The sequence below is a fragment of the Paenalcaligenes hermetiae genome, assembly GCF_039543645.1.
GTDB lineage: Bacteria > Pseudomonadota > Gammaproteobacteria > Burkholderiales > Burkholderiaceae_B > Paenalcaligenes > Paenalcaligenes hermetiae.
Genome location: NZ_BAABKD010000002.1, coordinates 70,946 through 84,135, shown reverse-complemented (window position 1 = coordinate 84,135; position 13,190 = coordinate 70,946). Strand labels below are relative to the sequence as shown.

General features: G+C 47.6%; 14 protein-coding genes. 7 read left to right on the top strand and 7 right to left on the bottom strand.

Annotated features, from left to right (window positions below; all coding sequences use genetic code 11):
• The first annotated feature begins 24 nt into the window (after nucleotides 1-24).
• The 5 genes from ABD980_RS02050 to ABD980_RS02030 all read left to right on the top strand — a co-directional run bounded on the left by ABD980_RS02050 (nucleotide 25) and on the right by ABD980_RS02030 (nucleotide 5,374).
• Nucleotides 25-588, top strand: coding sequence for a SecDF P1 head subdomain-containing protein (locus ABD980_RS02050; RefSeq protein WP_260649535.1), 564 nt, complete (start codon nucleotides 25-27; stop codon nucleotides 586-588).
• A 97-nt stretch (nucleotides 589-685) separates the two neighbouring features.
• Complete coding sequence (locus tag ABD980_RS02045) at nucleotides 686-1,981, top strand: aspartate carbamoyltransferase (RefSeq protein WP_260649536.1); 1,296 nt, start codon at nucleotides 686-688, stop codon at nucleotides 1,979-1,981.
• A 112-nt stretch (nucleotides 1,982-2,093) separates the two neighbouring features.
• On the top strand, nucleotides 2,094-3,260 hold the full coding sequence (locus ABD980_RS02040) for an NAD(P)H-dependent flavin oxidoreductase (protein ID WP_345369241.1): 1,167 nt from the start codon (nucleotides 2,094-2,096) through the stop codon (nucleotides 3,258-3,260).
• 158 nt (nucleotides 3,261-3,418) lie between these two features.
• Nucleotides 3,419-3,871, top strand: a complete 453-nt coding sequence (locus ABD980_RS02035; protein ID WP_345369643.1) for a tripartite tricarboxylate transporter TctB family protein — start codon at nucleotides 3,419-3,421, stop codon at nucleotides 3,869-3,871.
• 3 nt (nucleotides 3,872-3,874) lie between these two features.
• The gene (locus tag ABD980_RS02030) at nucleotides 3,875-5,374 is read left to right on the top strand and encodes a tripartite tricarboxylate transporter permease (protein WP_345369239.1); all 1,500 of its coding nucleotides are present in this window, start codon (nucleotides 3,875-3,877) and stop codon (nucleotides 5,372-5,374) included.
• Between the two features lie 53 nt (nucleotides 5,375-5,427).
• On the opposite strand, the gene ABD980_RS02025 is transcribed toward ABD980_RS02030, so the two are convergent.
• Nucleotides 5,428-5,979 carry a hypothetical protein gene (locus tag ABD980_RS02025; RefSeq protein ID WP_300646975.1) on the bottom strand — a complete coding sequence of 184 codons (552 nt, stop codon included), beginning with the start codon at nucleotides 5,977-5,979 and terminating at the stop codon, nucleotides 5,428-5,430.
• A 12-nt stretch (nucleotides 5,980-5,991) separates the two neighbouring features.
• Entirely contained in the window at nucleotides 5,992-6,381 is a 390-nt protein-coding gene (locus ABD980_RS02020; RefSeq protein ID WP_260649540.1) for an NUDIX domain-containing protein, read from the bottom strand.
• A 106-nt stretch (nucleotides 6,382-6,487) separates the two neighbouring features.
• On the opposite strand from ABD980_RS02020, the gene argG reads away from it, so the two are divergent.
• Entirely contained in the window at nucleotides 6,488-7,825 is a 1,338-nt protein-coding gene (gene argG / locus ABD980_RS02015) for an argininosuccinate synthase (protein WP_300646977.1), read from the top strand.
• 58 nt (nucleotides 7,826-7,883) lie between these two features.
• Here argG and ABD980_RS02010 read toward each other — a convergent pair whose 3' ends face one another.
• Both ABD980_RS02010 and argF read right to left on the bottom strand, forming a co-directional pair.
• Nucleotides 7,884-8,780 carry an AEC family transporter gene (locus tag ABD980_RS02010; protein ID WP_260649543.1) on the bottom strand — a complete coding sequence of 299 codons (897 nt, stop codon included), beginning with the start codon at nucleotides 8,778-8,780 and terminating at the stop codon, nucleotides 7,884-7,886.
• A gap of 105 nt (nucleotides 8,781-8,885) precedes the next feature.
• Nucleotides 8,886-9,818, bottom strand: coding sequence for an ornithine carbamoyltransferase (gene argF, locus ABD980_RS02005; RefSeq protein WP_260649545.1), 933 nt, complete (start codon nucleotides 9,816-9,818; stop codon nucleotides 8,886-8,888).
• 248 nt (nucleotides 9,819-10,066) lie between these two features.
• Between argF and ABD980_RS02000 the strand changes: the two genes are divergently transcribed.
• Nucleotides 10,067-10,351: a DUF3579 domain-containing protein gene (locus ABD980_RS02000; protein WP_260649546.1), complete on the top strand. Its 285-nt coding sequence runs from the start codon at nucleotides 10,067-10,069 to the stop codon at nucleotides 10,349-10,351.
• Between the two features lie 156 nt (nucleotides 10,352-10,507).
• On the opposite strand, the gene rpsT is transcribed toward ABD980_RS02000, so the two are convergent.
• From rpsT to ABD980_RS01985, 3 genes are read right to left on the bottom strand one after another with little or no spacing between them, the layout of a single operon-like run.
• The gene (gene rpsT / locus ABD980_RS01995) at nucleotides 10,508-10,774 is read right to left on the bottom strand and encodes a 30S ribosomal protein S20 (RefSeq protein WP_260649547.1); all 267 of its coding nucleotides are present in this window, start codon (nucleotides 10,772-10,774) and stop codon (nucleotides 10,508-10,510) included.
• 50 nt (nucleotides 10,775-10,824) lie between these two features.
• Entirely contained in the window at nucleotides 10,825-12,381 is a 1,557-nt protein-coding gene (gene murJ / locus ABD980_RS01990) for a murein biosynthesis integral membrane protein MurJ (protein ID WP_345369231.1), read from the bottom strand.
• A 1-nt stretch (nucleotide 12,382) separates the two neighbouring features.
• Nucleotides 12,383-13,141 carry a 3-hydroxyacyl-CoA dehydrogenase gene (locus tag ABD980_RS01985; RefSeq protein WP_345369228.1) on the bottom strand — a complete coding sequence of 253 codons (759 nt, stop codon included), beginning with the start codon at nucleotides 13,139-13,141 and terminating at the stop codon, nucleotides 12,383-12,385.
• Between the last annotated feature and the right edge of the window lie 49 nt (nucleotides 13,142-13,190).

Here is a 13,190-nt window from a genome sequence, read left to right as displayed (position 1 = left end):
TTTCTATAAATGAGGATGGTGTTTATGCCTAAATTAAAAACATTAAGTCGCTTATTGGTTCCGGTAGCACTCATGGCGCTGGCAGCTTGTCAGACTCCACATCAGCCCGGAAGCTCTACAGCGTCTACAGCACCAGCGACCACGCAAACGGCTCCTGCCGCAGGGGTAGATGCTTCGGTGCAGGCTCCCGAAGCCCAAACGATGGCACCTTTGATGATTTTTTTGGCAGATACCAAGCCTCAAGCGGATTGGGCAGAAATCCAGCTTGATGAAAGCAATACACTTTATATGGAGCCCGATCCATTTCTTACTCGCAATGATTTGAGCAGTGTTGAAGCCGGTACGGCAGAAACAGGCGAGGGTTTGTTGGCTTTAACGCTTAACGAGACCGCGACCCAGCGTTTAACGACTATTACCCAGCAGAACCCAGGCAAACGGTTGGCTTTGGTGGTAGATGGGACCTTACTAGCGATCCCGGGTTATTCTGAGCCTATCACTGAAGGACGTTTAATCTTCATGGTTGGTAGCAAAGAAAATGCAGTAACGGCTGCCCAAATTATTGCTGGGCAAAACGCAGAGCCTATGTAATATTGTTGTTTTTATGCGTAAAGCATAAAAAAATACCTGTTGGGCTGCAGCTAGGGTTAAAATATACGCATTGCGTATAGTTTGAATGGAAATCCCTATGTCTGTCTCCCAACAGGTTTTTTTGCGCGACGCTATGCGTCGCTTAAATTTGACCCGCGATGTTTTTGCTGCTCGCATTGGGGTTAAACGTCGTGCCTTGGATACGTGGCTATTGCCCGAGGGCTCGCAAGAGTTTCGTGGTATGCCCGAGGTTGTCCAGCGTTTTGTGACCGAAATCGTCGAAAACGAATCATTGCTCGCTAAATATGCCCAAAATTCGCAAACGGGGCCTTTGCGTGATCGTATTGCGATCAATGGCAAACATCAACTGCTTTCAGTAGAACAGTTTACTCGTGACTCCGTCGAGGAGTTAGTACGTATCGCCGATATGATGCAACCGATTGCGCGTCGGCAAAAAGTCTCGCGGGTACTAGAGGGAGCGGTTTTAGGTAATTTATTTTTTGAGGCCAGTACACGTACGCGGGTAAGCTTTGGAGCCGCCTTTTGCCGCTTGGGTGGCTCAGTGTGTGATACCACTGGTTTTACCTTTTCCTCTATGGCTAAAGGTGAGTCAATTTACGATACCAGCCGTGTCATGAGTGGTTATGTGGATGCTATGGTAATACGCCATCCAGAGCAGGGGTCGGTTGCTGAGTTTGCTGCCGCTACAAATATCCCTGTAGTGAATGGGGGGGATGGGGCTGGGGAACACCCTAGCCAAGCATTATTGGATCTTTATACAATTCTGACCGAGTTTTCTCGCTTGGGTAAATTGCTTGATGGCGCGCATATTGCAATCACAGGGGACCTAAAATACGGGCGCACGGTGCATTCGCTTATGAAAATGTTGGCGCTCTATAAAGGCTTAAAATTCACCTTGGTTTCTCCGCCTGGGTTGGAAATGCCGACTGAGATCATTGAGCATGTCGCAGCACGCGGTAATCATGTGATTGAGCAAACGCACTCGATGGCCGAAGGGTTAAAGGGCGCGGATGTGATCTATGCCACCCGTGTACAAAAAGAACGTTTTAATGATGAGCAGCTAGAAGGCTACAGTGCCGACTTTCAAATTAATAAAGCGCTCATTGATACTTATGCCAAAGAGGATGTGATCATCATGCATCCTTTGCCGCGAGATAGCCGAGCCGGTTCACATGACCTGAGTGTGGACTTGAATCACGATCCTCGTTTAGCGATTTTCCGCCAAGCCGATAATGGTATTCCCGTGCGCATGGCTATTTTTGCTGTTTTGCTTGGTGTGGAAAATCTAGTACAACACTCCATGCGTGATGTGACCTGGAGCCCGCCGTCGCATATTGGGCCAGAAGACGCGGTATTTCACGGCATGTATTGATTCTTATTTTCAGCACTTAAATGCAGCGACCTTGATACACATTAAGGTCGCTGTTTTTATTTAGGGGCATAGTAGTGGGGTCGGCGTCTATGCTAAATGGAAAAAGGAAACAATGGTGTTTGATGAAGTAACCCAACGCTTTTTGCTTAAAAATAAATCGCTTTTGCCCGTGGTGCAAGGGGGGATGGGGATAGGGATATCCGCGCATCGGCTTGCTGGTGCTGTAGCTAAACTGGGTGCCTTAGGGACCATATCCAGTGTGGATTTACGTCGCCACCATCCTGATTTGATGCAAAGTTGTAGCGAGCAGCCAACTAAGTCGCATATTAATGCGTGTAATCTGATCGCATTAGACCGTGAAATCAAAGCCGCGAAGACAATTGCCCAAGGGCAAGGCGCTATCGCAGTCAATATCATGAAAGCCGTCTCGGCTTACCCCGATTTTGTGCGCCAGTCGTGTGAAAGTGGAGCTGATGCGATTGTGGTAGGGGCTGGGCTGCCTTTGGATTTACCCGATCTGGCGGCAGATTACCCCGATGTCGCGCTGATTCCTATTTTGTCTGATGCCAGAGGCACACAGCTGGTACTGCGTAAATGGATGCGGAAAAATCGTCTACCGGACGCGATTGTGTTAGAAAATCCTAAATTTGCTGCGGGGCATTTGGGGTTGGCTGACACGAAAGACATGGATAAACCTAACTATCAATCCATTCAGGTCTTAGAGCAAACTCAAGAGGTCTTTGAAAAATTAGGCATTGCACCTATTCCTTTAATTGTTGCTGGGGGCATACACCAGCCTAAGCAAGTGCAGGCGTTGCTCGATGCAGGGGCAAGCGCTGTGCAACTAGGTAGTGCATTTGCGGTAACGTGCGAAGGTGATGCGCATGACAATTTCAAAAAAGTCTTGGTCGAGGCCGAGCCAGAAGACATCGTGACCTTTATGAGTGTGGCTGGCTTACCGGCGCGTGCTGTGCGTACCCCATGGTTAGAGGCTTATTTGCATAAAGAGAAAAAACTACAAGAGGTGGCAAAGGCACGTGACTGCTCGGAGGGTTTTGATTGCTTGGCATTTTGTGGTTTACGCGATGGAGTCGCCAAAAGCGGTCAGTTTTGCATTGATCGACAGCTGGCCTATGCCTTGGCAGGCGATATCGCCCGAGGGCTATTTTTTCGGGGCTCAGAGATTTTACCTTTAGGTAAAGCGATTGCTCCTGTAAAAGAGCTGATGGCTTATTTGCTTAGTGCATTAAGCCCTACAGCGCCGGCAGCGGCCTCTTGATATGTAACCGTCGCCATATTTAGCGGGAAAATTATTTTTGTTATCCTGTAGAACGGTTTACACTACTAGAATCCTAAACAGCCCGATATAATGATAGCTTTTTAGTTCATTGGGGCTGTTTTTGATTTTTTCCCCTTATTTGGAACCCTCTTTTGGCGATGAAGTTTGGCATCAATAAAAAGGAGCTGCCGCCCGCGCTCCTCATGCTGTTTATAGGCATGGCAACCGTTTTGGGCAGTTTAAATTATCAAATAGGCTCTTTGGCGCGTATGGGGCCGGGTTATTTTCCTTTGCTCTTAGGAGCAGGGTTGATGTTGGTTGCCTTACTGATCGCTTTAAGCCCACCAGAACCGCAGTCTGTCACGACCTCTTTTGTACCCCAGTTTAGGGCTTGGTTTTTGGTTGTGGCATCTATTTTATTGTTTATTGCCTTAGGACAATACGGCGGGCTGATTCCTGCGACCTTTGTATTGGCTTTTGTAGCGACACTAGCAGATCAGAAAAACACATGGAAAACGGCGCTTGTGGTCGCCGTGGTACTGACCCTGATGGCGATTATTGTATTTTATTATGCATTGCAAATGCAGTTTCCTCTCCTGCGCTGGGGTTGATCCATGTTAGATAACATTATTCTTGGTTTTCAAACAGCGCTGTCTCTGCATAATTTGTTTTACTCCTTTATAGGGGTATTTATTGGTAACTTGATTGGCGTCTTGCCGGGCATTGGTGCTTTGGCCGCCATATCCATGTTATTGCCTATTACCTATGGCTTAGACCCTGCAGGGGCGCTCATGATGTTAGCGGGACTGTATTACGGTACAAGCTATGGGGGCGCTACCACGACAATTTTGCTCAATCTTCCAGGCACACCTACCCATGCCGTGGTGTGTTTAGACGGTCACCCCATGGCCAAACAGGGGCGGGCAGGCTCTGCTTTATTGATGGCAATGATTGCTTCTTTTATCGGTGCTACCATCGGGATTATTCTCATGATGGCGTTTGGCCCGCTATTAGTAGAGCTTTCCTTTAAATTTGGTCCTGCTGAATACTTCTCCTTAATGTTGTTGGGCTTGTTGGCAGCCTCCACGCTTACCACAGGGGCACCTTTAAAAGGTATTGCCATGGTGTTGGTGGGTTTGATCATGGGGGTGGTGGGCACTGATATTAATACGGGTGTAGCCCGCTTTACCTTTGGTATTCCAGAGCTGCAAGACGGCTTGGTGGTTGTAGCGGTGGCGATGGGGTTGTTTGGTATTGCGGATGTGTTGTCTCATGCGAATCAACTGGGCACGGGTACAGCAGTTTCCAGCTCGAAAATTGGTTGGCGAGCCATGCGTCTACAAAAAGGCGAATTCAAACAGTCTGCACCGGCCATAGGGCGTGGTGCGGGGATTGGCGCTTTTTTTGGTGTACTACCGGGTACGGGTGGTTCCATCGCTTCTTTTATGTCTTATGCTGTGGAAAAACGATTTAGTCGTGAGCCAAAACGCTTTGGTAAAGGGGCGATAGAGGGGGTTGCTGGTCCCGAATCAGCGAATAGTTCCGCAGCACAAACGGCTTTTATCCCTACCCTAAGCCTAGGTATCCCTGGCGATGCCGTAATGGCGCTGATGCTAGGGGCGATGATGATTCATAATATTCAGCCAGGCCCACAGCTAATGGTGGATCACCCTACTGTGTTTTGGGGGTTAATTGCTAGTTTTTGGATTGGTAATTTGCTTTTGCTCTTTTTAAATATCCCTTTGGTGGGGATGTGGGTAAAGCTGCTTTCTGTGCCGTATCGTCTGATTTATCCGGCCGTTTTGTTTTTTATTTGTATTGGTGTCTATAGCGCGAATAATAACCTATTTGATGTCGGTATTGTATTGATTATTGGTTTATTTGGTTTTGTTGCGGCGCGCATGGGTTTTGAGCCCGCTCCTTTGTTATTAGGATTTGTGCTTGGTCCGATGATGGAAGAAAACTTCCGGCGTGCATTACTCTTATCGCGGGGAGATATGACCGTGTTTTTAACACGGCCTATTAGTGCAGTCTGTATGACAGCCGTGTTTGCCATGCTGGCATTTGTCGCCTTTAAGCGACTTAAGCAGCGAGCCCGAGAGGTGGAGTCTTAAAACAGTATTGCGCAAAAAAATGCCTGCTTAATGCAGGCATTTTTTGTTGGCGCTTAAATTAAGCTCTGCTGTACCCCAACCAATGGGGCTTGCTCCTCAAGAAGCTTTTTAGCTTGTTCTTCGTCGATTTGAATGGAGGGATCGGCTAAAGAGGGCTGCTGAGGATCATTGATCTGTGCCTTGGCTTTATCCAGCGGAGAGGGGTCGTGTGCGGGTAGGTCGGTTTCAGTAGGAGCGGGGGCTGCTTGTGCCGCAGCTTTTTTTGCTTTGCTGACTTTGCTCGCTGTTTTTTTGGCTGCTTTTTTCACGGGTTTGTCACTATGGCTTTGTTGCTCGGGTGCATAATGGGTGACATCAAAGCTGCCGGTGACGATGCCGACACGGCGTAATACCCCAAACGCTTGCGCGGGGTTTTTGAACATGCGCGGTGAGCGACTGCGAGCCGTGACAAGAACAGCATGCTGGCCGGTACGAAGCTGGATTTGGATGAAAAAACCATTACCTTGGCCCTTTAGCGACACACCTGCTACGCCACCCGCCTGAGTTGCAGCGCGCAGTTGTTGTAAGGTAAAGCAGTGTGTGGTTTGGGTAATATGTGTGGTCATGCTCAGTGGAGCCTACATCAATAATGGAAGAATAAAATGCTCGGTGAGCGGAGCCAAAGGGAGCAAGTGGGCTTGACGTGGATCTTCCCAGCGTGCTTCTTCGATTTCCGCTGCAATATGAATAGAATTATGCCATGTTAACTGATAAATATGGGCATGTACGGTGTGATTTGGCTCATTGGCAGCGGGAGCATGAAATTCGCCATGATAAATTATCTGTTGTGGGTCTGGTTGGATTTGTAACTCTTCGTCTAGTTCTCGTAATAGTGCTTGCAATGGCGTTTCTCCAGCTTCAATTTTGCCACCTGCTTGCATAAAACGTTGGGTGTTCTTTTTGCGAACTAGTAGCATTTTTTGATCAGCATTCGTAATGATGGCCGCGGCAATGTGAATATGAGACATGATGAATCGTTAGTATAAAGCTTTAGCATAACATTCTTTGCTGAAAGCCTTTGTAATGAGCGATATAATAGACCTATTATTTTTACATTGTGTATTTGGACTCATTATGACGACGACTATTCTAGAAAATATTCCAGTCAACCAAAAGGTTGGTATTGCTTTTTCTGGTGGCTTGGACACCAGTGCCGCGATTTTATGGATGCGCAACAAAGGTTCTATTCCGTATGCATACACGGCAAACTTGGGTCAGCCAGACGAGTCCGATTACGATGCCATTCCTAAAAAAGCGTTAGAGTACGGGGCAGAAAAAGCCCGTTTAATCGATTGTCGCCAGCAGCTTGCTGCAGAGGGTATTGCGGCTTTACAGTGTGGTGCGTTCCATATTACAACGGCTGGGGTGACCTACTTTAATACGACGCCTATTGGTCGTGCGGTAACGGGAACCATGCTCGTGGCGGCCATGAAAGAGGACGACGTTCATATTTGGGGCGATGGCAGCACATATAAAGGCAATGACATTGAGCGTTTTTACCGCTATGGCTTGCTCACAAACCCTCAGCTTAAAATCTATAAGCCATGGCTAGATCAGATGTTCATCGACGAGCTCGGTGGGCGTGCTGAAATGTCAGAGTACATGGAGAAATACGGCTTTGACTATAAAATGTCCGCTGAAAAAGCTTATTCCACGGACTCCAATATGCTAGGAGCAACACACGAAGCCAAAGACCTTGAGTTTTTAAATACTGGCATGCATATTGTGCAGCCGATTATGGGGGTGGCTTTTTGGCGTGATGATGTCCAAATCGAAAAAGAAACCGTTACAGTTCGCTTCGAAGAAGGGGTTCCTGTTGCGTTAAATGGGGTTGAGTATCCTGATCAAGTTGAGCTCATGCTTGAGGCAAACCGCATCGGTGGGCGCCATGGCTTGGGAATGAGCGATCAAATCGAAAACCGTATTATCGAAGCAAAGAGTCGCGGTATTTACGAGGCCCCCGGAATGGCTTTGTTGCATATTGCTTATGAGCGTCTAGTTTCTGGGATTCATAACGAGGACACCATTGAGCAATATCGTATTAACGGCTTGCGTCTGGGGCGTTTGTTGTATCAGGGGCGTTGGTTTGATCCGCAGGCTATTATGCTGCGTGAAACCGCTCAGCGTTGGGTTGCTCGTGCTATTACTGGCGAAGTCACTCTAGAGCTACGTCGTGGTAATGATTATTCGATTTTAAATACTGAATCAGCCAACTTAACTTATCGCCCAGAGCGCCTCACGATGGAAAAAGAAGGGGATGATACCTTCACCCCACGTGATCGTATTGGGCAGCTTACCATGCGTAATCTGGATATTATTGATACACGTGATAAGCTCTTTACTTATACGCAGGCTGGCTTATTAGCACCTGCCGAAGGGGCAGCTATTCCTCAATTAAAAAATCAGAAATAAGAAATTATTTTTTTATAAAAAGCCGCCTTAATAGGCGGCTTTGTGATTTTTAAATGCATTAATATTGGATGAGTAGCCATAAGGGCATCGTAAAAGCTGCCAATAGAGTACACAGCGACATCGTTAGGGCAACCAAACGTCCATCTCCCCCCATACGTACAGCCAGCACATAGGTTGTAGAGGCCGTTGGCAGGCTGGCAAAAAGGAGCAGCATTTGTTGTTCTAGGGGGTTTAAAGGTATAAGCGCGTTTACCAGCAGAGCGGCTAGGGGACAGGCGATTAATTTTACAGTAACCATCCAGCCAACTACCTGTTGCGCTCCCTGTAGGGCGTGTAAGGAAAAAGAAGCACCTACACAAATCAACCCCATGGCGAGGGCACTTGCACCTAAGCGGGATAGGGTAACATCGAGCACAGCGGGCAGAGGCAACCCCATAAGATTCCAAAGTAACCCACTTAGCGTTCCTATAATAAGAGGATTTTTCGCTAATAATTTCAAAAATTGGCTGGATTGATGGTTGGCCAAACTTGAGACAGCCAATAGGTTGCCTAAAGGCACCGCCACCACGGCAATGACCGCCATAGCACTGAGTGCGGGCTCTCCTCCTAGTGCTCCCGCAATAGAAAAAGCCAAATAGGAATTAAATCGATAGGCGCATTGTGTGGTAGAGGCATGTTGCAGTCGGTTGGGTTTAAGCGCCGGTAGAGCGAGCCAAGCCAAGGCAGCGCCTATAAGTATAACGAGTGCGGTGCCTACTCCTAGTGTGGAAATTTGTGTAAGACTCAAATGGCTTTTGGCCATGGATGAAAATAACAAAGCAGGGAATAAGACGTAATAAACCAGCTTTTCGGCACCATTAAAAAATGATAGGGGTAAAAAGCGCCACCGTAATAAAAGTAGCCCTAATGCCATTAATAAAAAATCAGGCAATATAAGGAAAAAGGTAGCGAACATAATTACCCGCCTAAAAAGAGGTATGTCTTAGCTGCTTAACTGGATATTAAGCGAAAAAATACCCCAAGAGCGAATGCTGATGGGGTAGAGGGCAGTCAGTGGATGTTAGGTATCAAGCTTACCTAAGAGAAGAAACTCCATCAGGGCTTTTTGTACGTGCATACGATTTTCTGCTTCGTCCCAAACCACACTTTGGGGGCCATCAATGACTTCGGCGGTGACCTCTTCGCCACGGTGGGCAGGCAAGCAATGCATAAAGAGGGCGTTAGGGTCAGCGACTGCCATCATGGCTTCGTTAACACACCAATTAGCAAAGGCTTGGCGACGCGCCTCGTTTTCGTCTTCGAAGCCCATGCTGGTCCATACGTCGGTAGTAACAAGATGGGCGCCTTTGCAGGCTTCCATGGGGTCATCGAACGCTTGTAGTACAGTGGCATCCGGGTTGCCAATGAGTGCTGGGTCGAGCCGGTAGCCCTCGGGGCTAGAAATATGTAGCTTGAACCCTAGCATCTGTGCGGCTTGCAACCAGGTATAAGCCATGTTGTTGCCATCGCCAATCCACGCCACGGTTTTACCCTCGATGGAGCCGTGGTGTTCCATATAGGTGAAAATGTCGGCCAAAATTTGACAAGGGTGGTATTCGTTAGTGAGACCATTAATGACCGGAACACGTGAGTATTCGGCAAAACGCTCAATGCGCTCTTGGCCAAAAGTGCGGATCATCACAATATCTACCATACGCGAAATAACGCGAGCCGTGTCTTCGATAGGCTCGGAGCGCCCCAGCTGGGAGTCATTGGTTGTGAGGTGAATCACAGAGCCCCCCATTTGGTACATGCCTGCTTCGAAAGATACACGGGTGCGCGTACTGGCTTTTTCAAAGACCATGGCAAGAGTGCGGTCGTGTAAGGTTAGGTGGGGCTCGTAACGCTTGAAACGGTCTTTAATAAGGCGTGCGCGATCCAATAAATAAAGCGTTTCGTCTTTAGATAAGTCGTTAAATTGTAAATAATGCCGTATCGGCGCCGTAGCGTTCATACTAAACCTTAGCAAAAAAATAATTAGCCAATTTTATATAATAGAGCAAAGTCCGATTTACGCCTAGTCATAATAGGTTGTGTTGATCGTATTGATTCACTATATGGGCAGACGCTAAATAGGATACAATGATGTTTGTGGTGTTTTACGGTAGGTAGTAGGTTATTTTGTCGTCAGCGCAAGGCGCTTGTTATCACCCAGACCAAGCGCTACATTGTATTGGCGGCAGGTGTCAATATTGGAATTTTATGACTGCAAAGCTTGTAATACATGGCACAACCACTTCTGGACAGCGTTTTCGGCCTAGTGATTGGGCAGAGCGCTTAGCGGGGGTGATGTCTCAATTTAGACCCGAGGGTTCTGTTGGTGGCCCGTTTACATATTCCCCTTATGTGGTGCCAAGACTAATTGATGGTGTGCGTTGTGTGGTGGTTGATCCTAAACTGCGCGAATTAGAGCCTTTGGCTTGGAAGTTTGTTTGTGGGTTTGCTAAAGACAATAACCTGCAGACTTCTGGAATGGATATGGATTAGTGCACTATTTGTTTATGTATTAAAAGCCCGCTATGGGCTTTTTTAGTATACGCGCTTTAATCTGCTGTGTTAGGACTAAAAAAGGGTGCTTTAAGCACCCTTTTTGTCATGGATCTAGGTGATCCAAGCTGACTCGGCCAATTAAACCTAGCCGGTTTAGGAAGCCATCGCCTTGATGGCGGAGGCTAGGCGGCTTTTGTGGCGAGCAGCCTTGTTTTTGTGAATGATGTTTTTGTCGGCAACGCGATCAATAACGCTGGAAGCTTTTTTGAAGACTTCGTTCGCAGCGGCTTGGTCACCGGCTTCGATAGCTTGGCGTACGCGCTTGATGGATGTACGCATCATGGAGCGCATGCTTGCGTTGTGTTTGTTACGCGCATCTGCTTGACGGGCGCGTTTACGTGCTTGTGCTGAATTAGCCATATTTAAAAAATCAAGTAAAAGGTTTAATTGGCAAAGACTAATACTATATATTAGGGGCGCGCCTTTGTAAAGTCACGCAGTCTAAAGCCAAATAAAATAAGCATAAATCCGTAACTTAGTGCGCAAATACCAACGGTAAGTAAGAGGTATAAGGCACGTTGCCACGGCACGTGTGCTAGGGCGACCCAATCGATATGATGGTCTGCCACAAGCAAGATAGAGGTCATCACGGCAAGCGCGGGGATAAGTCGTAGTATAAACCGCAACCAGCCCGATTGGGGGTGGTAAATGTGGCGTTTATGCAATAAATATAATAAGCATAGTGCATTAATGCTGGCACCAAGCCCAATCGACAAGGCTAGGCCGGCGTGCGCATAGCGTGGTACAAAAATCACATTAAAGAGCTGCGTTAAGATTAACACCATAATAGCAATGCGCACGGGGGTCTTTATGTCTTGGCGAGCATAAAAAGCTGGCGCTAGGATTTTAATGGCTAATAGGGCCAGTAAACCCACGGCATAAGCCATGACGGCGAGCTTGGTTTGCGCGACGTCTTCGGCATTAAAAGCACCGTAGTGAAATAATGTGGCTACCAGACCATCTGCTAATAAAGCTAGTCCAAGAGCCGCAGGTATACCTAGCATGATGACTAAGCGTAGCCCCCAATCAAGTAGAGACTGGTATTGCTCATGCTGTTTTTTAGCATAAGCAGCTGATAGTTTTGGAAGTAATACTGTACCTAGCGCCACGCCTAGCAAAGCTGTGGGAAACTCCATCAGGCGATCAGCAAAAGAAAGCCAGGTCACACTTCCGGCTTGTAGCCAGGTCGCAATGTTCGTGTTAATTAATAGAGAGATTTGGGCAACAGAGACGCCTAGAATAGCTGGCAGCATTTGTTTGACCACACGCTTTACTAATGGGTCTGTCCATGCTTGTATCACCCGAAAAGAATACCGTGGCATGAGCCCAAGGCGCGCCAAAGCTATCCATTGCACACTAAGTTGAGCAATGCCACCTATTATTACACCAACGGCTAAAGCGTAAATAGGAGGGTCAAAATAAGGTGCAGCAAAAACACTGGCCAATATCATGGAAATATTGAGCAGAATCGGAGTAAAAGCCGGTATGGCGAAACGACTCCAGGTATTTAGAATCCCCGAGGCTAAGGCGACTAAAGACATACAGAGGATGTAAGGAAACATAGTCCTTGTCATCCAGATAGCGGCGTGAAATTCCGTTTGTTTATCGACGGCAGTCATACCGCTGGCCATTGCACTGACGACCCAAGGGGCAGCGACCATGCCTAAAGCCGTGATCAGCATGAGCACACTGGTCAGAGCAAGTGCTACGCGATCTAGCAGTTGTCTGACGTCTTTATCTGTGCCTGTGCTACGTACTTCGCCTAATATGGGTACGAAAGCTTGAGAAAAAGCGCCCTCAGCAAATAGGCGACGCAATAAATTAGGAATACGAAACGCAACCCAAAAAGCGTCACTAAGAGGACCAGCCCCAAAACTGCGGGCAATTAAAATATCGCGCACTAAGCCCGTAATGCGCGACATAAAAGTTAAGCTGCTAATTGTGGCTGCTGAACGCAATAAACTCATATTATTTGGGTGCCATACGGATCGCACCATCTAAGCGAATAGTTTCGCCGTTAATCATTTCATTATCAATGATGCTAAAAACCAGTTTAGCGTAATCTTCAGGGCGCCCTAAACGTGATGGGAAAGGAATGCTTGCAGCCAAAGAGTCCTGAACTTCTTGGGGCATGCCAAATACCATGGGCGTACCAAAAATACCGGGGGCAATAGTAACACAACGAATACCCAAACGGGAAAGATCGCGCGCCATAGGCAACGTCATGCCGGCAACCCCAGCTTTAGAGGCGCCGTAGGCGGCTTGGCCGATTTGTCCGTCAAAGGCGGCAACAGAGGCCGTGTTAATGAGAACACCGCGCTCGCCTGTGGGATCGGGGTCATTTTTGCTCATGGCAAAAGCAGCTAGGCGACACATATTAAACGTGCCTACTAGGTTGATATTTACGACTTTTTGAAAGAGGTCTAAATCATGGGGGGCTTCCCGGCCAACGGTACGTGCAGCAGGAGCCACGCCTGCGCAGTTTACTAAGCCAAAAAGCGGCCCAAGAGCGAGAGCAGTATCAATGACTTGTTGTCCATCTTCAGCGCGGGTGACATCGCAATGGACATAGACTTGGTTAAGCTCATTGGCTAGGGCTTGTCCGGCTTCGTCTTGGATATCAGCAATAACGACTTTAGCCCCTTTTTCTACCAGCATACGTACGGTGCCTGCACCTAGACCGGAGGCGCCACCTGTCACAACAAAAACTTTATCTTGAATTTGCATAGAGATAACCTCATAAAAAAATCCGGCACAAGGCCGGATTTGGGTAGAG

Excerpts from the sequence above, each read along its gene's own strand:
- ABD980_RS02020 (WP_260649540.1), bottom strand. The coding sequence starts at position 6,381 with ATGTCTCATATTCACATTGCCGCGGCCATCATTACGAATGCTGATCAA.
- ABD980_RS02050 (WP_260649535.1), top strand. The coding sequence starts at position 25 with ATGCCTAAATTAAAAACATTAAGTCGCTTATTGGTTCCGGTAGCACTC.
- ABD980_RS02030 (WP_345369239.1), top strand. The coding sequence starts at position 3,875 with ATGTTAGATAACATTATTCTTGGTTTTCAAACAGCGCTGTCTCTGCAT.
- ABD980_RS02035 (WP_345369643.1), top strand. The coding sequence starts at position 3,419 with ATGAAGTTTGGCATCAATAAAAAGGAGCTGCCGCCCGCGCTCCTCATG.
- murJ (WP_345369231.1), bottom strand. The coding sequence starts at position 12,381 with ATGAGTTTATTGCGTTCAGCAGCCACAATTAGCAGCTTAACTTTTATG.
- ABD980_RS02045 (WP_260649536.1), top strand. The coding sequence starts at position 686 with ATGTCTGTCTCCCAACAGGTTTTTTTGCGCGACGCTATGCGTCGCTTA.
- argG (WP_300646977.1), top strand. The coding sequence starts at position 6,488 with ATGACGACGACTATTCTAGAAAATATTCCAGTCAACCAAAAGGTTGGT.
- argF (WP_260649545.1), bottom strand. The coding sequence starts at position 9,818 with ATGAACGCTACGGCGCCGATACGGCATTATTTACAATTTAACGACTTA.
- ABD980_RS02000 (WP_260649546.1), top strand. The coding sequence starts at position 10,067 with ATGACTGCAAAGCTTGTAATACATGGCACAACCACTTCTGGACAGCGT.
- ABD980_RS02025 (WP_300646975.1), bottom strand. The coding sequence starts at position 5,979 with ATGACCACACATATTACCCAAACCACACACTGCTTTACCTTACAACAA.
- ABD980_RS01985 (WP_345369228.1), bottom strand. The coding sequence starts at position 13,141 with ATGCAAATTCAAGATAAAGTTTTTGTTGTGACAGGTGGCGCCTCCGGT.
- ABD980_RS02010 (WP_260649543.1), bottom strand. The coding sequence starts at position 8,780 with ATGTTCGCTACCTTTTTCCTTATATTGCCTGATTTTTTATTAATGGCA.
- ABD980_RS02040 (WP_345369241.1), top strand. The coding sequence starts at position 2,094 with ATGGTGTTTGATGAAGTAACCCAACGCTTTTTGCTTAAAAATAAATCG.
- rpsT (WP_260649547.1), bottom strand. The coding sequence starts at position 10,774 with ATGGCTAATTCAGCACAAGCACGTAAACGCGCCCGTCAAGCAGATGCG.